Raw genomic sequence first — 16,973 nt, 5'->3', positions numbered from 1 at the left:
ACCACCTCCTCGCACCAGGTCACCCCACCGAAGGAGAGCCGCACCGTGTCCACCAGAACGACGATCCGGGCCCGCGCCGCGGGCGCCGCCCTCGTCCTCGCCGTCGCCGGTCTCGCCGCCGGCACCACCTCCGCCCGGGCCGCCGACCCCACGGCCCAGGTCTGGGTCACCACCCCGGACGGCGCCAGGAAGCTCAGCGCCGAGACCGTGACCTTCAACAGCCCGGTCCAGCCCATCGACATCCGGGTCGACGCGGGCAGCAGGGGCCAGAAGTTCACCGGCGCCGGCGCCTCCGTCACCGAGGCGTCCGCCCACCTCGTCCAGAGCCTGCCCGCGGACCGCCGCGCCGACCTGATGAAGTCCCTGTTCTCCACCACCGAGGGCATCGGGCTGAACTACCTTCGTCAGCCGCTCGGCAGCACCGACTTCAACTCCGGCGGCTTCTACACCTACGAGGACACCCGGGGATCGTTCTCCATCTCCCGCGACCAGCAGGAGATCATCCCCGTCGTCAAGCAGGCGACCGCCCTCAACTCCTCTATCCGCTTCATGGGTTCGCCCTGGTCACCGCCCGCCTGGATGAAGACCGGCAACTCCCTGAACGGCGGCAGCCTCAGGACCGACCAGTACCAGGCCTACGCCGACTACCTGGTCAAGGCGATCAAGGCCTACGGACAGCAGGGCATCACCCTCACCGACCTCACCGTCCAGAACGAGCCCGAGTTCGCGACCAGTTACCCGTCGATGTCGATGACCTCGGGCGAGCAGGCCGCCTTCCTCAAGGTGCTCGACCAGACCCTGACCGCGAACGGGCTGCCCACCAACGTCCTCGCCTACGACCACAACTGGGACCACCCCAACTATCCGCTGGAGGTCTTCAACGCCGCCCCGAACATCCCGCGGGTGATCGGCGCGGCCTTCCACTGCTACGGCGGAGCGCCCTCGGCGCAGCAGCAGGTCGTCAACGGTGGCAAGCGGGTCTTCTTCACCGAGTGCTCCGGCACCGACAGCGCCAACACCGCCACTACCTTCGCCGACACCCTGCGCTGGCACGCCGAGAACCTCGTCGTGCAGAACATGCGCAACGGCGGCGAGACGGTCGTCAACTGGAACCTCGCCCTGGACCAGAACGGCGGCCCGCACCAGGGCCACTGCACCAACCGGTGCAACGGTGTCGTCGAGATCGCGAACGGCAACGTCACCCGCAACGCCGAGTACTACGTGCTCGGCCACGTCACCAAGTTCATCAAGCCCGGCGCCACCCGGGTCGGTTCCACCAGCCAGGGCGCCGGCGGCGTGCAGAACGTCACCTTCCAGAACCCCGACGGCTCCTTCGCCGCCTACGTGGTCAACACCGCTTCCGGCGCCCAGCGGTTCTCGCTGACCGAGGGGGGCAGGACCCTCGCCTACACCCTCCCGGCGGGCGCCGTGGCGACCGTCGTCTGGACCGGCGGCGGTGACAACCCGGGCGGTCCCATCGACTCCGCCGCCTGGTACCGCGTCGTCAACGCGGGCAGCAACGCCTGCCTGGACGCCGCCGACTGGGGCACCGGTGACGGCACCGCGCTGCAGCAGTGGTCCTGCGGCACCGGCACCAACCAGCGGTGGCAGTTCCGTCCGACGAGCAACGGCTACTACCAGGCCGTCAACCAGTTCAACACCAAGGTGTGGGACGTCGACGGCGGTCCGGGTGCCACCGCCGACGGCACCCAGATCCACCTGTGGAGCTATGTGGGCGGCACCAACCAGCAGTGGCGTCCCGAGGCCGTCGGCACGGGCGGCCAGTACCGCTTCGTCGCCCGCCACAGCGGCAAGTGCCTCACGGTGAACAACGCCTCGACCGCCAACGGGGCCCGGCTCTCCCAGCAGCCCTGCACCAGCTCGAACGCGCAGCGGTTCGCCCTGACCAGCTGACCCGCGCGGACGGCGGGGCCCGGCGCGCGTCGCCGGGCCCCGTCGGCGCGCACCTCACGCACTGACCTCGATGAGCCCGAGCGGCTCCGAGGTGGGCTGGGCCGATCCGCCGGCCGGTTCGACGGTGATGCCGACGGCGACCGCCTCGCCGAGGGGCCCGGCCAGGACCCGGGCCGAACGGTCCCCGGTACCGGGCAGGAGACCGGCCGGGCGCAGGCTGCCCGACGGGGCGGCGTACCACAGCTCGTACACCTTGCCGTCGTCGAGCGCCGGGAGTCCCGCGGCGGCGAAGGCGGCCCGGTCGGCGGTGCGGGAGACGACGACGGCGGCGGCGGCGCCGCCGGTGAGTTCCGCGGTGTGCACCGTGGCGTCCGGCGCGGTCAGCACCTCGGTCAGGGCCTGCCTCACGCTCTGGAGCGCCGCGGTCTGGGCACGGGCGTCCTCGGCCCGGTCGTACTGCCAGACCGCGACGCCGCCGAGCGCCGCGGCGGCGACACTGGCGGCCAGTGCCCAGGACAGCACGCGCCCGCGCCGCCGGACGGGCGGCCGGGCGGCGGGCGCGGGACGGTTCTGCGGGGTGCGGTCGATCTCGCGCAGCAGGTTGTCGAGGAGACGGTCCGGCACGGGCGTCGGCTCGGTGCCGATGAGCGCGAGCCCGGCCGCCGTCTCGGAGAGCTCGGCCACCTCGCGCCGGCAGTCCGGACAGGTCTCCAGATGCCGTTCGAAGGCGGTTTCCTCGTCCGGGGGCAGTGCGTGCAGGACGTAGGCCCCGGCGGCCAGGTGCGGATCGTCCTCGGTCGTCATGCGCGGGCCTCCAGACAGTCGCGCAGCAGGCGCAGTCCGGTGCGCATCCGGGACTTCACGGTACCGGCCGGAGCGGACAGTGTGGCCGCCACCTCGACGTAGGTCAGTCCCTGGTAGTAGGCCAGCACGAGGGGGACGCGGTACATGCGGGAGAGCCGTTCCAGGCACTCCCTGGCCCGCCGGCGCTCGTCGTCGTCCTCGACGGCCTCGGCGACCTCGTCGTGCTCCCGGCCCGCCACGACCGCCCCGGCCCGGCGCTCACGCCGTACCGACGCCTCCACATGGCGGACCCGGTCCACGGCCCGGCGATGGGCCAGGGTCAGCACCCACCCCTTGGCGCTTCCCCGGTCCCGCCGGTAGCGGCCCGCCGTGCGCCAGACCTCGACCATCACGTCCTGAGTGACCTCCTCCGCCTGCGCCGGGTCGTGCAGAATCCGGCAGGTCAGTCCCATGACCGGACGGGCCATCGCCCGGTAGACCCCCGCGAACGCCCCCTTGTCGCCGTCGGCGACCCTGGCCAGCAGGGCCTCGACGCTCTGGTCGTCCTCGGCGGCGGGCGGCTCGGGTTCTTCCTCGTAGGCGGTACCGGGCATGTCACTCACGTTCCGTCGACGTGCTCTTCCCGAGCGATCCTGCACCCCTGGAGCCGAGTGCGCAGCCGGGCGGGGTCGTCCGGCCCACCGGGATCACCCCAGGAACGCCGTGTTCCCTGCCCGAGGTCGAGCACGGCGTGCACGGTCTTGCCCGACGCGGTGTGCGCGACGGTGATCCTGGCCCCGGTCGCGCACACCAGGGCCAGGCCGCGGCCACCGGTCGCGTCCACGTCCGTGACGGCCCGCACGCGGGGGTCCCGCGGGCTGGTGTCGGCGACGGCGATGTCCACCACGGTGCCGTGCGCGGTGAGGACGAGGGTGCAGCGGCCACTCGTGTGCCGCAGGGCGTTGGTGACCAGCTCGGAGACGATGAGCAGCGCGTCGGAGGCGGGGCCGTTCGCCACGCCGTGGACGGCGAGCCAGCGGCCCGCGACCCGGCGTGCCACGGCCGGCGCGTGGCGGCTGCGGGCCAGTGCGACGCGGTGACCGGCACCGCTGCCGCGGAACGGGGGGAGGTCGGTGGTGGTCATGACCGGTCCTGGACGAAGGGGGGATGACACTGCTCTGTCAGGGATTCGAGGCCGCGGCCGCCCCGGATTGCCGGCGGCCCCGTCTTTCTCGCCCGCCACCTCCTGCCCTCCCTCCCCGCTCTCCCTCCACCGCAAAAAAACTTCGCCCGCGACTCATACGCGGCTCCCCGTGCCTCGAATCCCTTGCGTCACGGTTCTCGAGCTCTAAAGAGGTGAGCCTCAATGGCTGTTTCCCTGCGGGTCCGCCGTCTGGTGGCCGGCGCCGCCGCCACCGGACTGCTGGCCGGAGGCACGGCCCTCGGACTGTCCGGCACGGCCGCGGCGGCTCCGGCGACCACGGCCCCGGCCGCGGCGCCGACCCACGACCGCCCCGACCGCCACGACCGCTGCGAGTGGCAGAAGGGCCACTGGGCCAAGAAGTGGGTCAAGGCCCACTGGGAGAAGAAGGTCTACTACACGAAGACCTGGCACAAGGGCCACTACGACCACCACGGCAAGTGGCACAAGGGCTACTGGGACCACGAGCGCCACTACAAGTGGGTCTACGTCCCCGCCCACTGGCACCACTACTGGGTCAAGGGGCACTGGGTGTGCCACCACCGGTGACGCCACATCGCACTGCACACGGCCCGCGGGACTCCTCCCGCGGGCCGCTTCGCACCGGAATGCCGCACGGCCTCCGCCCTCCCGACGGGGAGACGCGGCGAACCGACGCGCCGATCGACCAATCCGCCACCGCTCCGGCTCCGGATTACCCCGAATCCGTGATGGCCGAGGGCGGGAGAGAAGACGATGGTACGGAGCTCGGGCGGTGTCCCGGACAGCCCGGAGCGCACGGCACCCCAGGTCAGGCGGGTGGCCGTGGTGGGGTCCGGGGTGGCGGGGCTGACCGCCGCGTACATCCTGGGCCTGCACGATCACGTCACCTTGTACGAGGCCGACGACCGGCTCGGCGGGCACGCGCACACCCATGAACTGACCTCGGCCCACGACGGCCGGGTGCACCGCGTCGACTCCGGCTTCATCGTGCACAACCGCCGCACCTATCCGCACCTGCTGCGGCTGTTCGAGGAACTCGGCGTGCCCACGCAGGAGTCGGAGATGAGCATGTCGGTGCGGTGCGAGGGGTGCGGGCTCGAGTACGCGGGGGCGCGCGGCCCGTCCGGGCTCTTCGCCCAGCCCCGCAGCCTTCTGCGCGGCCCCTATCTGCGACTGCTCACCGAGGTGCCCGCCTTCCACAGGGCGGCCCGGCGGCAGCTGGCCGGGGACGGCGAACAGACGCCGACCCTGGGGGAGTTCCTGGACCGGGAGGGCTTCTCCGCGTACTTCAGGACCCATTTCATGACACCCGTGGTGTCGGCCGTCTGGTCCTGCGACGCCGCCGACGCGCTGCGCCACCCCGCCACCCATCTGTTCCGCTTCCTCTCCCATCACGGGATGCTCTCGGTGAGCGGCTCACCGACGTGGCGCACGGTGACCGGGGGTTCACGCACGTACGTCGACCGGATTGCGAAGCACATCGGCGAGATCCGCGCCGGCACGCCGGTACGCGCGATTCGCCGCCACGCCGACGGTGTCGAGGTGACCGGCGAGGACGGCGTCACCACCTCCCACGACGCCGTGGTCGTCGCGACCCACCCGGACCAGGCACTGCGGCTGCTGGCCGACCCGACCGGGCCGGAGCGCGAGGTGCTCGGCGCGTTCCGCTACTCCCGCAACACCACCCTCCTGCACACCGACTCCCGGCTGCTGCCCCGCTCCCGCGGCGCCCGGGCCTCCTGGAACTACCTGATGCCCTCCTGCGAGGCGGGCGCCGACCGGGTACGGGTCAGCTACGACATGAACCGGCTGCAACACCTGGACGCCACCGAGAGGTTCGTGGTCACGCTGGGCGGCGAGGACCGTGTCGACCCGGACCGGGTGCTGGCCCGCATGGTCTACGAACACCCCGTCTACACACCGGATTCGGTGGCCGCGCAGCGCCGGCTGCCCGAACTGGACAGCCAGGTCTGCGCGTTCGCCGGCGCCTACCACGGCTGGGGTTTCCACGAGGACGGCTGCCGCTCCGGTGTGCGGGCCGCCGCGGCCCTGGGAGCGCGCTGGTGAACACCGTCCCCGCACTGTACGAGTCCACGATCGCCCATGTGCGCACCGCGCCCCGCCGCTACGCGCTGCGCCACCGCACCTACCTGTGGCTCGTCGACCTCGACCGGCTGCCCCGGCTCCCGAGGCCGCTGCGGCCGCTGGCCCGGTTCGACCCGCGCGACCACTTCACCGGGGAACAGCCCTCGATCCGGGCCGGGCTGGAGGCGTTCCTCGCCGGGCACGGACTGCGCCTGGACGGCGGCCGGGTGCTGATGCTCACCCACGCCCGAGTGTTCGGGTACGTCTTCAACCCGCTCACCCTGTACTGGTGCCACGGACCCGGCGGCGAACTGCGCTGTGTCGTGGCGGAGGTGCACAACACCTACGGCGGACGGCACTGCTATCTGCTGCGCCCGCACCGGACGACCGGGCCCCGGCAGCCGCGGCACGACGACACCCACCACGTGGGCAAGGAGTTCTACGTCTCGCCCTTCTTCCCCGTGGACGGCCGTTACCGGATGCGGCTGCCCACGCCGGGCGAGCGGCTCGATCTCACCGTGCACCTGGACCGGCAGGGCGGCCGGGCCTTCACGGCGACCGTGCGCGGCACCCGGCGGGAGGCCGACACCGCCACCGTGCTGCGGCTCGCCGTGCGCCACCCCTGGTCCACCCTCGCCGTGTCCGCCGCCATCCGCGTCCACGGCATCCGTCTGTTCCTGCGGGGACTCCCCGTACAGCCCCGGCCCGCGCATCACACCCCGGAGAAGGCCATATGACCATCGCACAGGCCCCGACGACCCCCGACGCGGACGGCGGGTCCGAAGGACAGGCCGCCGGCCCCGCCCCCTGGCCCGACATCACCGCCGTACCCCCGTGCTCCCGGCTCCGTGCCGTGGTGACCGGGCGGCTGGTACGCCGGGCCCTGGCCCGGCTGCCGCTGCACGCCCGCTACGCCGGGGCGGACGCCGTCGGACTGGGCGGCCCGCTGCTGGAGGTGCGCGACCCGGCCGCCTTCCACGCCCGGATCGGCACCGCCGGCCTGGTCGGCTTCGGCGAGTCGTACATGGCGGGCGAGTGGGACGCCCCCGACCTCGTGGCCGCCCTCACCGTGCTCGCCGCGCACGCCCCCGAGCTGATCCCGGCGCCGCTGCAACGGCTGCGCGGCCTCTGGGCGCCGCGCCGTCCGCACGAGGAACGCAACACCCCCGACGGCTCCCGCTCCAACATCAGCCGCCACTACGACCTGTCCAACGACCTGTTCGCCCTGTTCCTCGACGACACCCTCACCTATTCCTCGGCCGTCTTCCGCGGCTTCCCGGCGCAGTGGGACCTGCTCGCCGCCGCCCAGCGGCGCAAGATCGACCGGCTGCTCGACCTGGCCGACGTCGGCGAGGGCACCCGGCTGCTCGAGATCGGCACCGGGTGGGGCGAACTCGCCCTGCGGGCCGCAGCCCGCGGCGCCCGCGTCACCTCGCTCACCCTCTCCCACGAGCAACGGGCCCTCGCCCGGGAACGGGTGCGCGCCGCCGGGCTCGCGGAGCGGGTCTCCGTCGAGCTGTGCGACTACCGCGAGGCACGCGGCGAGTACGACGCCGTCGTCAGCGTGGAGATGATCGAGGCGGTCGGCGCGGAGTTCTGGCCGGACTACTTCCGTGTCCTGGACGCCCGGCTGGCCCCGGGCGGCCGGGCCGCGCTCCAGGCCATCACCATGCCGCACGAGCGGATGCTCGCCACCCGCGACACCTTCACCTGGATCCACAAGTACGTCTTCCCCGGCGGCTTCCTCCCCTCCACCCAGGCCATGGAGGAGACCGCCCGCGACCACACCTGGCTGCGCCTGGCCCGTCGCGACGCCTTCGGCGCCCACTACGCCGAGACCCTGCGCCTGTGGCGCGAACGGTTCACCGAGGGCGCCGACGACGTCGCCGCCCTCGGCTTCGACGACGTCTTCCGCCGGCTGTGGACCTTCTACCTCGCCTACTCCGAGGCCGGATTCCGCTCCGGATACCTCGATGTGCAGCAGTACCTGTTCACCAAGGAGGCCGGCCCGCGATGACCAGCACCGCCACCACCGGCGCCGCCCACCGGCCGACCGCCCTCCTCACGGGCTTCCTCATGCCGGCCGTCACACTGATCCGGTACCAGGGGCTGGAGGCGCTGTGAGCGGCTTTCCGTGGAGCGCGTTCGCGCTCAACCTCGCCTGGGCCGCCGCCGCGGCGCTCACGGTCATGCTGGTCACCTTCGCCCGCGCGGTGCGCGGGGGACTCCACCGGATCGTCGACGTGGCCTGGGGGATCGCCTTCACCGCGGTGGCCGTCGTGACCTTCGCCGCCTCCGCGGGAGAGGGCGACCCGGCGCGCCGAGGGCTGGTCACCGCCCTCACCGCGGTGTGGGGCCTCAGGCTGGCCGTGCACATCGCCCGCCGGGGCCGCGGCCACGGGGAGGACCCGCGCTACGAGGCGATGCTGTCCAGGGCGCCCGGCAGCCGCGCCGCGTACGCCCTGCGCAAGGTGTACCTGCTCCAGGGCGCCCTGGTGTGGCTGGTCTCCCTGCCGGTGCAGGCCGCGCAGTACGTGCCCGGTCCGCCGTCCGCCCTGTTCTGGGCCGGCACGGCACTGTGGGCGGTCGGGGTCGCCTTCGAGGCGGTCGGCGACGCCCAGCTGGCCCGTTTCAAGGCCGATCCCGCCAACCGGGGCAGCATCATGGACCGGGGCCTGTGGGCGTGGACACGGCACCCCAACTACTTCGGCGACTTCTGCGTCTGGTGGGGCCTGTTCCTCCTGGCCTGTGACTCGGTGGCGGCGGCCGCCGTGTCCGTGGTATCCCCGGTGGTGATGACTCTGCTGCTGACCCGGGGCAGCGGGAAGCGACTGCTGGAGAGACACATGGCCCGGCGCCCCGGCTACGCCGACTACCAGTCCCGCACCAGCGGCTTCTTCCCCCGGCCGCCGCGCCGCAGCAGTTCGCAGGACCGGAAAGGGGTGGGCCCGCGGTGACAGAGTCACCTTCGCCCGTGCGCACGCTGCTGCTCCGGTCCTGCCCGCCACGGCCACGGGCCGCCGTGCTGGTGCTGCACGGCGGCCAGGCGGTGAGCGCCCGCCCGGCCCGGCCCTGGCAGCTCGCGGCCCTGCGCATGGACCTCTTCGTACGGGCCCTGTCGGACGCGCTGCCCGCGCGGGACGTCCTGGTCGCCCAGGTCCGCTACCGGCTGCGCGGCTGGAACGACCCGCACGCCGACCCCGCCCGGGACGCCGAGCGGGCGCTCGACCACCTCGCCGAACAGGTCGGCCCGGTGCCCACGGTGCTCCTCGGCCACTCCATGGGCGGCCGCGCCGCACTGCGGGCCGCGGGTCACCCACAGGTGTCCGGCGTGGTCGCCGTGGCGCCGTGGTGGCCGCGCGGGGAGCCGGTCGAACAGGTCGCGGGCCGCCATGTCGTCGCCCTGCACGGCGACCGCGACCGGATCACCTCGCCGGCCGAATCGGCCGACTGCGTGCGCCGCGCGCAGCGCACCGCCGCGCGGGCGGGCATGGCCGTCGTCGGCGGCGGCGACCACGCGATGCTGCGCCGCCGGGACTTCTGGCACGGCACCGCGTCGACGCTCGTAGCGCACCTCCTGGATCCCGGCGAGGTGCCCGACCCCCTGCCGGAGCGGTGCTACGGGCCGAACGGGTTCCCCGTGCTCTGAGAGGGCCGCCCCGCGCGTGGGCGGCCCCAGCAGGGGCGAGGCGCTCCGCCCGGTCAGCCGGCGAAGGGCATCTGGGCCAGCGGGGCGGACGTGGGCCGGGGCGAGCCGCCGTGGGGTTCGAGGGTGATGCCCATGCCCGACGCGTCGCCGACCCCGCCGCGCATCAGGACCGTCTGATCGGTGCGGGCGGGGTCGAGCAGGCCGGCCGGCCGCATCGTTCCCCCGTCGTCGAACCACAGCTGATACACCTTGCCGCCGGGCGGACGGGCCATCTTCGAGGCGACGAACACGGCCCGGTCCTGTCCTCGGGACACCACGACGGCACCGGTGCCGCCGTCGGCCAGCCCGGAGGCCTGTGTCCTGGCGTCCGGCGCGGACAGCACGGCGGCGATCTCGTCCGCCGCACGCGTGGCGCCGCGTGCCTGGTCGCGGGCGTCCTCCGCCTGCCGGTGCTGCCACACGGTCGTCCCGCCGAGCGTCGCGGCGGCCGCCAGACAGGCGGCCAGCGCCCATCGGGACAGCGCCCGCGACCGCCGCCCGGACCGGCCGGTCCTGACCGGATCGGGGCCGCCGGGCGTCTGCTGGCGGACGGTGCCGATCCGGCGCAGCACCTCCTCGCGCATGCCGGGCGCGGGCGCGGTGGCGACGGCCAGACCCAGCCGGGCCGCCGTCGCGGACAGCTCGGCCGTCTCCTGGGCGCACGGCTCGCAGCCGGTGAGGTGACGCCGGAACCGCTCGTCCTCCTCGGCGGACAGGGCGTGCAGGGCGTAGGCACCGCTCAGCCGGTGCAGATCGACGGTCGTCACGCGGTCACTCCCAGGCAGTCGCGCATCCGGATGAGCCCGTCCCGCAGCCGCGTCTTCACGGTTCCCAGCGGCAGGGCCAGCGCCTCGGCCACCTCGCGATACGTGAGTCCCCGGTAGTAGGCCAGGGTGATGGCCTGGCGCTGGATCTCGGTCAGGGTGCGCAGACAGCGCCGCACGTGTTCGCGTTCCAGACGCGCCTCGACGTGCTCGGCGACCTGGTCGTACTCGGGCATCCGCTCCAGGAGCGCGACCTTGTGGTCCCGGACGGCCGCGGCGTCCACCGAGCGCACCCGGTCCACCGCCCGGCGATGGGCCAGCGTGAGAATCCAGTTGATCGCCGTCCCGCGGTCCGGCCGGTAGCGGGGCGCGGTCCGCCACACCTCCACCAGCACCTCCTGCGTGACTTCCTCCGACTGCGCCTGATCGCGCAGTACGGCCCGTACGACACCCAGCACCTGGCTCACCACCGCGTCGTAGACACGGGCGAAGGCGTCCTCGTCGCCCAGGGCCACACGTCCGACGAGCTCCTCCAGATCCGGTTCGGCCTGGGGGTGCACGCCGATATGTACTGCTTCCTTCACCGAGGCCTCCGCGGTCGGGACATGTCCGGGTGTAATCCGTTCCTGTCCGGACCGCGGATTGGTTGCAGCGGGCTGGAAGTTTCCGCAGTCAGTAGCGCTGCGCCTTGGCGAGATAGGGAGTCAGCTTCGGCTCCAGGGGCTGACGGCTGATCGCGAACGCCTGTTCGCGCTGCCCCGGCTCCAGGTTCTCCGCGCCCACGAACCGTGACTCGACCACCTTGCCGTCCGAGTCCCGGAAGTCGATCTGAACGGCGTAGGAGGCCTCGCTCTGCGTCTTGTTGGTGATGGTCACCGCGACGGCGAGCAGTCCTCCGGTCTCGGCCGTCGGCAGCCCGGTCATCCCGACCTCGGACAGAGCGTTGCCCCGGCCCTGGACGCCCTTCAGTTCCTCCTGCGCCGCCGCGCTCCTACGGGCCGTCTCGGCGCTCACCGACGCCTCGAACTCGGAGGCGCGCGCCGACGCGGACGAGGCGGCGGCCGACGCGGAGGCGCGTGCCGAGTCGACGGCGGAGGCGGCCTTGGAGGCCAGCGCGGACGGTGGCGTTCCGGAGAAGGAGGCGGTGTCGGGCGCGCGGGTGAGGCCGGGCGTCGGCGAGGTCGCGGAGTCGTCGCCGTTGTCGGAGTCGCATCCGACGAGGCCCAGGGTGAGGACGAGGCAGCCGAGCGCGCTCGTCACCGCGAGCCGCCGCCGGGTCTTTGCGGAGCCGCCGTTCGTGGTTGCAGACATGGTGCCGTCCCAGGTCGATGATCTGGCATCTCATCGTCACGGCACGTCCGCCCGCGCGCGACTCGGGAGACCGGGGAGCGCACGCGCCTCCGAAAGGGTGACGGAGCCCTGGGCGGGTGCGGGCCCCGGAGCCCGATGTGGGCCCGGCCGGTGATGTCAGTGGCGGGGGCTAGTGTGCTGCTACATGGAGATCACTTCCCTTCTCGACGACCTGGCGAGCGACGACACAGCACTCAAGGAGGCCGCAGCCGCCCGGTTGACGGAGCAGGCGGACAGCTTGCTGCCAACAATCCTGCGGAGTCTGGCCGGTGTGCAGCGGACGCCTGATCTTCAGCCGGCCATCAGGGCGTTGAAGCACATCGGGCCGCCCGCCTTCGACGCCGTGCTCGAGACCTGGCGGCGCAAGGAACTGAAGGACTGGGTGGCAGGCCGACTCCTCAACGTGTTCGACGAGCGCTCCGCCGGCCAGTACGCGGCGCTGGCCGGTGATCCGGACTTCGGGAAGTCGGGCGACGGCTTCCAGGGGCTGCTGCGGCTGCGAGTGGACTCGGAGGCCGGACTGCGGGCCCTGGTCGACGCATACGGCAGCCGCCGGCTCGTCCCCTTCAAGGGCAGGGACTACGCCCGGCAGATGCACGACGCGTTCAGCCCGCGGCTGCGCGCCCTGCGCCGTGACCCGGCCGAGTCCCCGAGGACCCGGCGGGGCGCGATGGCCGCGCTGGTGGCGGGCGGCGGCGCCGACGCGCTCGACGACCGCGACCGCGCGGCGATCCGGCGGCTGATACAGGTGAAGATCCCCAGCGAGATCCCGAGACTGCCGGACTCGACCCTCAGCGGCTGGTGGATGGCCGTGCCCGGCGCGTCGTACGAGGGGGCCTTCGAGGCGCTGGGCCTGCACGACCCGCAGCCCGTCACGGTCTCCGCGGGCGTGGAGGCGACGGAGTGCCGGGAGATCCGGGTGACCGGCGAGGACGGTGCCGACCTCACGGTGGGACGGGCCTTCGTCTCCCCCGAACTGGACGGCTGGCGGCTGATCTTCGGCTCCTTCGACCTGCTCGTCGGCGACCCCTGGGACGGCATGATCGAGACGGTCGAGCGGCTCAGCGTCCACTGCGGCCACGCCCAGTTCTTCTTCCTGGACGACGCCGGGGGCTCCGATGTGTGGCTCGTCGCCGAGAAGGGCCGGGTGATCCGCCAGTACGTCGCCGAGGGCGAGCCCGAGTGGGAGGGCGATCCGCTGCCCTGGGAGACCCTCGCGGCCGACGACCCCGAGTTCGACCCCGAGTACGACGGGGCCCCGGCCAACGCGGGTACCACCGGGGCCCGTTCCGCCTGCGCGTACCTCTCGGTCGATCCCGGCGCGGTCGGCCCGGACACCGTGCGACGCGGGCACGGCTGGCTGGCCGTCACGGCACCGGGCGTCGGCCACGGGGCCTTTCCCGGGACGCTCCGCATCTGACACTTGCCGGCGGCGGCTCCCGCACGCAGCCGGGAGCCGCCGGACCGTCCCGGGTCAGTCCTCGGCCGGCCACACGCCGGTGACCTTGCCCTTCAGGTCGGCCTGCAGATGACCGGAGGCGTAGTCGTCGCTGCGATAGACGGCCAGCCCCAGCGGGGTGTCGAAGGTGTCGCTCGCGGCGTTGACCGTGACGTAGATCAGGGTCGCATTCGGCATGTTCAGATCCTTCTCCGCGCGCTTCAGCAACGCGGGAACGACGTCCCAGTCGATGTCGTCCAGGCTGAAGGGGCGGTCACCGGAGAAGATCGTGCTGCTGATGATGCCCTTCTCGACGCCTCGGCCGGGGTAGTAGGTGTAGCTGTCGTACTTGGTGTCGCTGCCCTTGACCATGACTTGCACCGTCACGTACTCCGGATAGACGGTGAAGTCGCCGGCACGGTCCGTGCCGGTCGCGGCCTTGATCTCCTTCACCGCGGTCCGGATGCCGTCCGGTGTGAGCAGGTCGGTCTCGGTATCGGCCTGGGACGCCGACGCCGACGCCGAACGGGACGCCGAGGGCGTCGTGGGAGTGACGTCCTTGTCCTTCGCCTTGGGTGTGGACGAGGACGAGGACGAGCCGGGTCCCTGAGCGCCCGTGCCGCCGCCGTCCTTCTCGCCTCCGTCCGGGAGGAGGGTCCACACCAGCACGCCCACGAGCACGGTCCCGACGACGGACGAGGCGATCGCGACACGGCCCCTGGCACGGCCGTTCCCTCGCTGAGGTGTCTGCCGTGTCGGGCCCGCCGGATAGGGCGTCGGCGTACCGACGGGACCGGGAAAACCGGGGTGAGGTGTCGACGGTCCGGCCGGACCCGGGAAGCCCGGGTGCGGAGTCGACGGCCCGAAGCCGATCGGCGGTCCGAAGCCGGCCGGTGCCGACGGCGGGGTCGGCGCACCGGGCGGCGCCAGCGGGTACGAGGTGGTCCCCGGCGCGACTCCAGGCGTACCCGAGGCCGAGCCCCGGCCCTCGGCCGCCTCCGCGAGCATGCGGTCGGCGGTCTCCGAGTCCGGCCGGACCGCCGGGTCCTTGGCCAGCATGGCGTTCAGGAAACCGGTCAGCGGCCCCGACCGGACCGGCGGCGGCAACTCCTCGCTCAGCAGGGCCGCCAGCGTCGCCAGGGTGGTCGCCCTGCGCAGCGGGTGATGCCCCTCGACGGCGACGTACAGCATCATCGCCAGCGACCACAGGTCGGAGCCCGGTCCGCCCTCCTGGCCCGCGATGCGCTCGGGCGCCATGTAGTCGGGCGTACCGATGATGGAGCCGGTCGCGGTCAGGGCGGTCGACTCCCTGATGGCCGCGATGCCGAAGTCGGTGAGGACGGGCCGCTGGTCGAGCCGCATCAGGACGTTGGCGGGCTTCACGTCACGGTGGAGGATGCCGACGTCGTGGGCGGCGCGCAGGGCGGAGAGCACCTCACGGCCGATCCGCGCGGCCTCGACCGGTGACAGCGGCCCCTTCGCCAGACGGTCCTGCAGAGAACCGCCGTTGACCAGTTCCATGACGAGCCACGGGTACGTGTGCTCCCCGCCGTCCACCACGTGGTGGATGGTCACCACGTTGGGGTGCTCGACCCGGGCCAGCGCCCGCGCCTCGCGCAGCACGCGCGCCCGGAGCATCGCCGCGCCCGGCGGGTCGTACTCGGCGAGACCCGGATCGGGCGGCCGTACCTCCTTGAGCGCCACGGCCCGGTCCAGGACCAGATCGCGTGCCCGCCACACCATGCCCATACCGCCGCCGCCGAGCCGCGCCTCCAGTTCGAAGCGCCCGTCGATGACCCGTCTGCCGGATTCCCCGTCGTTCATGAGCGGGAGCCTACGAGATGCCGGTGACAACGTCCCACGCAGGTGGCCCGGGACGTACGGCCCCCGCCCGTGCGAGTGGCCCGTACCGGGGAGTTCGGCGGGACGCGTTCAGCCGGTGCGCAGGACCCGGAAGCGGCCCGGGTCGGCCGGGTCCCGGTCGACGACCTGGACCGGTGGCCAGGCCCATTGCCACACGTCGATGCCGGGCACACGGGAGAACCGGATCTTCCCGCGGGTGCCCTCGACCGCCACACCCGGCCAGGCCTCGGCGATGCGGGCCCGGTCCGTGCCGTGGGCCCGCAGTACCTCGGCGAGGACGGTGACCGTGTCGTAGCCCTCGAAGGCGACGAAGGAGGGTTCCTCGCCGAGTTGCTCGCGGAGCGCCGACTCGACCCGGGTGCCGAGGGAGTCGAGTCGCTCGGGCAGATAGCGCAGGAACGGGATCGCCGCGCCGTCGCCGCCCAGCAGTTCCGCCCACTCGGCGAACTCCGGCTGCCCGGCCGGCGCACCGATCAGCACGTCGGCGAGGCGCCGGTCGCCGCGGACGGCCCGGACGACCGGCACGGCCGGTTCCGGGTGCCCGACCAGCAGCAGGAGGGCGGTCGCACCGCTGTCGGCGAGTTCGTCGCACACCGCTTCGGGGGACAGCGCGCCCATCTCGAGCTCGACGACACCGCCGCCCTGTGCGCCGAGGCGCTCCCGCAGGATGCGCACTCCGGACGCCCAGTACACACTCGGCTGGGTCGCCACGGCGACGCGACGGTGGCCCGCGCCGAGGAGGAAGTCGGCGTAGATCCGCCAGCCGTGCGACTGCGCCGGGCACAGCCGCGCCACCCATGGCGTCGGCCGCTCGGCGAGCGCGTCGAGAACCGCCGACGAGCAGAGGTACAGCAGACCGAGCGCGTCCGCCCGGGCGGCGGCCGCGCGCGCGACGACGCTGTGATATTCCCCGGCCAGGGCGGCGACGCCCAGTCCCGCCAGTTCGTCCACGGCCGCCGCGGCCTTCTCCGGGTCGGCGGCGGTGTCCCGCACCACCAGCTCCAGCGGCCTTCCGGAGATGCCGCCCCCGACGTTCACCTCACGGACGGCCAGTTCGAGACCGGCGAGCAGATGCCGGCCCGCCCCGACCCAGCCGGGCCGGCTCAGCGGAACGAGCGCGCCGATCCGGAAGGGCGACGACGGTCCGTCGAACCGCCCTGCTCCGGATGTCGTCGGTGGCGTGGTCATGCTGCGGCGTCTCCCGTCGGACGATGCGTGGCGGCCGGCCCGGATCCTGAGTGATCGTCAGTGGGGTCGAGACTAACCCAGCCGGGCACCGCCGTCCCCGGCGCCCCGTACCGGCACCGGCGTCCCTGACGCCGTGTACCGGCTCCGCCCTCCGGCTGTCAGCGTGCCGCCGCCTCCACGACCGCCAGGTCCTCGCCCGTCAGTTCCGCGACACGATGGGCCGGTACGCCGGCGGCCAGCGCGCGGGTGAGCAGGGCGTCACGGCCGTCCGTGGTGGAGCGGTAGGCGAGCAGCTCGTCCTCCAGCCGCGCGACGTCCCGCGGCACGGCCTGGTGGCGTACGCGGCTCAGCTCCTCCTCGCCGAGGGGGACGGGGAGCCGCTCGGCGTCCTCGGGAACTGCCGAGGTCGCCTCCGGAGGCACCAGGCGCAGCCGGGGCGAGTGCGCGGTGATGCCGAAGGCGTGCAGCCAGGCCCGTACGGCGGGGGTGTCCATACAGGCGAGGTCGCCGACGGCGCCGGGAGGTACGCCGAGCGTCGAGCCCGTGCCGTTCACCAGGACGAGGTAGGCATCGTCGGTCATTCTCGGCTCCTCACGCGAGATGTTCCTGCCGGTTGCTGTCATGGGGCTTCCGTATACCCGCGGTTGCTCACTTCATCGCGGGCCGGGCATGGGCGTGGCACTCGGCGTGGGGTCTCGGTGTGCTCGGGCGGTGACT

The 16,973-nt window shown here is 73.2% G+C and carries 17 protein-coding genes; 8 read left to right on the top strand and 9 right to left on the bottom strand.

The window, feature by feature from the left end; translation table 11 throughout:
- Positions 1 to 45 precede the first annotated feature (45 nt).
- On the top strand, positions 46 to 1,914 hold the full coding sequence (locus ACZ6SQ_RS15730; protein ID WP_469561614.1) for an RICIN domain-containing protein: 1,869 nt from the start codon (positions 46 to 48) through the stop codon (positions 1,912 to 1,914).
- A gap of 54 nt (positions 1,915 to 1,968) precedes the next feature.
- On the opposite strand, the gene ACZ6SQ_RS15725 is transcribed toward ACZ6SQ_RS15730, so the two are convergent.
- From ACZ6SQ_RS15725 to ACZ6SQ_RS15715, 3 genes are read right to left on the bottom strand one after another with little or no spacing between them, the layout of a single operon-like run.
- Positions 1,969 to 2,718 (bottom strand): anti-sigma factor, encoded by a 750-nt coding sequence (locus ACZ6SQ_RS15725; protein ID WP_469561609.1) that lies wholly within the window; start codon positions 2,716 to 2,718, stop codon positions 1,969 to 1,971.
- Positions 2,715 to 3,311 (bottom strand): ECF RNA polymerase sigma factor SigK, encoded by a 597-nt coding sequence (sigK, locus tag ACZ6SQ_RS15720; RefSeq protein WP_469561608.1) that lies wholly within the window; start codon positions 3,309 to 3,311, stop codon positions 2,715 to 2,717. Before sigK ends, ACZ6SQ_RS15725 begins: the two co-directional genes overlap by 4 nt.
- Positions 3,312 to 3,316: 5 nt before the next feature.
- Positions 3,317 to 3,841, bottom strand: coding sequence for an ATP-binding protein (locus tag ACZ6SQ_RS15715; RefSeq protein ID WP_469561605.1), 525 nt, complete (start codon positions 3,839 to 3,841; stop codon positions 3,317 to 3,319).
- Positions 3,842 to 4,063: 222 nt separating this feature from the next.
- On the opposite strand from ACZ6SQ_RS15715, the gene ACZ6SQ_RS15710 reads away from it, so the two are divergent.
- From ACZ6SQ_RS15710 to ACZ6SQ_RS15685, 6 genes are all read left to right on the top strand, one after another.
- Positions 4,064 to 4,447 (top strand): hypothetical protein, encoded by a 384-nt coding sequence (locus tag ACZ6SQ_RS15710; protein WP_469561603.1) that lies wholly within the window; start codon positions 4,064 to 4,066, stop codon positions 4,445 to 4,447.
- A 186-nt stretch (positions 4,448 to 4,633) separates the two neighbouring features.
- Positions 4,634 to 5,947, top strand: a complete 1,314-nt coding sequence (locus ACZ6SQ_RS15705) for an NAD(P)/FAD-dependent oxidoreductase (protein ID WP_469561600.1) — start codon at positions 4,634 to 4,636, stop codon at positions 5,945 to 5,947.
- Entirely contained in the window at positions 5,944 to 6,702 is a 759-nt protein-coding gene (locus ACZ6SQ_RS15700; RefSeq protein WP_469561597.1) for a DUF1365 domain-containing protein, read from the top strand. The genes ACZ6SQ_RS15705 and ACZ6SQ_RS15700 overlap by 4 nt, the downstream gene beginning before the upstream one ends.
- Positions 6,699 to 7,982 carry a class I SAM-dependent methyltransferase gene (locus tag ACZ6SQ_RS15695; protein WP_469561595.1) on the top strand — a complete coding sequence of 428 codons (1,284 nt, stop codon included), beginning with the start codon at positions 6,699 to 6,701 and terminating at the stop codon, positions 7,980 to 7,982. The genes ACZ6SQ_RS15700 and ACZ6SQ_RS15695 overlap by 4 nt, the downstream gene beginning before the upstream one ends.
- A 103-nt stretch (positions 7,983 to 8,085) precedes the next feature.
- Complete coding sequence (locus ACZ6SQ_RS15690) at positions 8,086 to 8,922, top strand: DUF1295 domain-containing protein (RefSeq protein WP_469561592.1); 837 nt, start codon at positions 8,086 to 8,088, stop codon at positions 8,920 to 8,922.
- Complete coding sequence (locus ACZ6SQ_RS15685; RefSeq protein WP_469561589.1) at positions 8,919 to 9,614, top strand: dienelactone hydrolase family protein; 696 nt, start codon at positions 8,919 to 8,921, stop codon at positions 9,612 to 9,614. The genes ACZ6SQ_RS15690 and ACZ6SQ_RS15685 overlap by 4 nt, the downstream gene beginning before the upstream one ends.
- 53 nt (positions 9,615 to 9,667) lie before the next feature.
- Here the strand turns inward: ACZ6SQ_RS15685 and ACZ6SQ_RS15680 are convergent, their stop codons facing one another.
- From ACZ6SQ_RS15680 to ACZ6SQ_RS15670, 3 genes are all read right to left on the bottom strand, one after another.
- Complete coding sequence (locus ACZ6SQ_RS15680) at positions 9,668 to 10,420, bottom strand: anti-sigma factor (protein ID WP_469561586.1); 753 nt, start codon at positions 10,418 to 10,420, stop codon at positions 9,668 to 9,670.
- A complete protein-coding gene (locus ACZ6SQ_RS15675) occupies positions 10,417 to 11,001 on the bottom strand; it encodes a sigma-70 family RNA polymerase sigma factor (RefSeq protein WP_469561584.1) in 585 nt (194 codons plus the stop codon). The genes ACZ6SQ_RS15680 and ACZ6SQ_RS15675 overlap by 4 nt, the downstream gene beginning before the upstream one ends.
- Before the next feature lie 88 nt (positions 11,002 to 11,089).
- The gene (locus ACZ6SQ_RS15670) at positions 11,090 to 11,728 is read right to left on the bottom strand and encodes a hypothetical protein (protein WP_469561582.1); all 639 of its coding nucleotides are present in this window, start codon (positions 11,726 to 11,728) and stop codon (positions 11,090 to 11,092) included.
- 184 nt (positions 11,729 to 11,912) lie between these two features.
- Here ACZ6SQ_RS15670 and ACZ6SQ_RS15665 point away from each other — a divergent pair, with 184 nt between their 5' ends.
- Positions 11,913 to 13,187 carry an archease gene (locus tag ACZ6SQ_RS15665; protein ID WP_469561579.1) on the top strand — a complete coding sequence of 425 codons (1,275 nt, stop codon included), beginning with the start codon at positions 11,913 to 11,915 and terminating at the stop codon, positions 13,185 to 13,187.
- Positions 13,188 to 13,241: 54 nt separating this feature from the next.
- Here ACZ6SQ_RS15665 and ACZ6SQ_RS15660 read toward each other — a convergent pair whose 3' ends face one another.
- The 3 genes from ACZ6SQ_RS15660 to ACZ6SQ_RS15650 form a co-directional block, all read right to left on the bottom strand.
- On the bottom strand, positions 13,242 to 15,029 hold the full coding sequence (locus ACZ6SQ_RS15660) for a serine/threonine-protein kinase (protein WP_469561577.1): 1,788 nt from the start codon (positions 15,027 to 15,029) through the stop codon (positions 13,242 to 13,244).
- Between the two features lie 108 nt (positions 15,030 to 15,137).
- Positions 15,138 to 16,256, bottom strand: a complete 1,119-nt coding sequence (locus ACZ6SQ_RS15655; protein ID WP_469561574.1) for an ABC transporter substrate-binding protein — start codon at positions 16,254 to 16,256, stop codon at positions 15,138 to 15,140.
- A gap of 158 nt (positions 16,257 to 16,414) precedes the next feature.
- Entirely contained in the window at positions 16,415 to 16,837 is a 423-nt protein-coding gene (locus ACZ6SQ_RS15650; protein ID WP_469561572.1) for a DUF6003 family protein, read from the bottom strand.
- Between the last annotated feature and the right edge of the window lie 136 nt (positions 16,838 to 16,973).

The organism is Streptomyces sp. NPDC048600, from assembly GCF_055587025.1.
Note: the sequence above shows the minus strand (reverse complement) of the source record. Positions and strands in the feature narration are given on the sequence as shown.

Coding starts and splice junctions, on each gene's coding strand:
- ACZ6SQ_RS15725 (WP_469561609.1), bottom strand. CDS start 2,718: ATGACGACCGAGGACGATCCGCACCTGGCCGCCGGGGCCTACGTCCTG.
- sigK (WP_469561608.1), bottom strand. CDS start 3,311: ATGCCCGGTACCGCCTACGAGGAAGAACCCGAGCCGCCCGCCGCCGAG.
- ACZ6SQ_RS15715 (WP_469561605.1), bottom strand. CDS start 3,841: ATGACCACCACCGACCTCCCCCCGTTCCGCGGCAGCGGTGCCGGTCAC.
- ACZ6SQ_RS15710 (WP_469561603.1), top strand. CDS start 4,064: ATGGCTGTTTCCCTGCGGGTCCGCCGTCTGGTGGCCGGCGCCGCCGCC.
- ACZ6SQ_RS15705 (WP_469561600.1), top strand. CDS start 4,634: ATGGTACGGAGCTCGGGCGGTGTCCCGGACAGCCCGGAGCGCACGGCA.
- ACZ6SQ_RS15695 (WP_469561595.1), top strand. CDS start 6,699: ATGACCATCGCACAGGCCCCGACGACCCCCGACGCGGACGGCGGGTCC.
- ACZ6SQ_RS15670 (WP_469561582.1), bottom strand. CDS start 11,728: ATGTCTGCAACCACGAACGGCGGCTCCGCAAAGACCCGGCGGCGGCTC.
- ACZ6SQ_RS15665 (WP_469561579.1), top strand. CDS start 11,913: ATGGAGATCACTTCCCTTCTCGACGACCTGGCGAGCGACGACACAGCA.
- ACZ6SQ_RS15660 (WP_469561577.1), bottom strand. CDS start 15,029: ATGAACGACGGGGAATCCGGCAGACGGGTCATCGACGGGCGCTTCGAA.
- ACZ6SQ_RS15655 (WP_469561574.1), bottom strand. CDS start 16,256: ATGACCACGCCACCGACGACATCCGGAGCAGGGCGGTTCGACGGACCG.
- ACZ6SQ_RS15650 (WP_469561572.1), bottom strand. CDS start 16,837: ATGACCGACGATGCCTACCTCGTCCTGGTGAACGGCACGGGCTCGACG.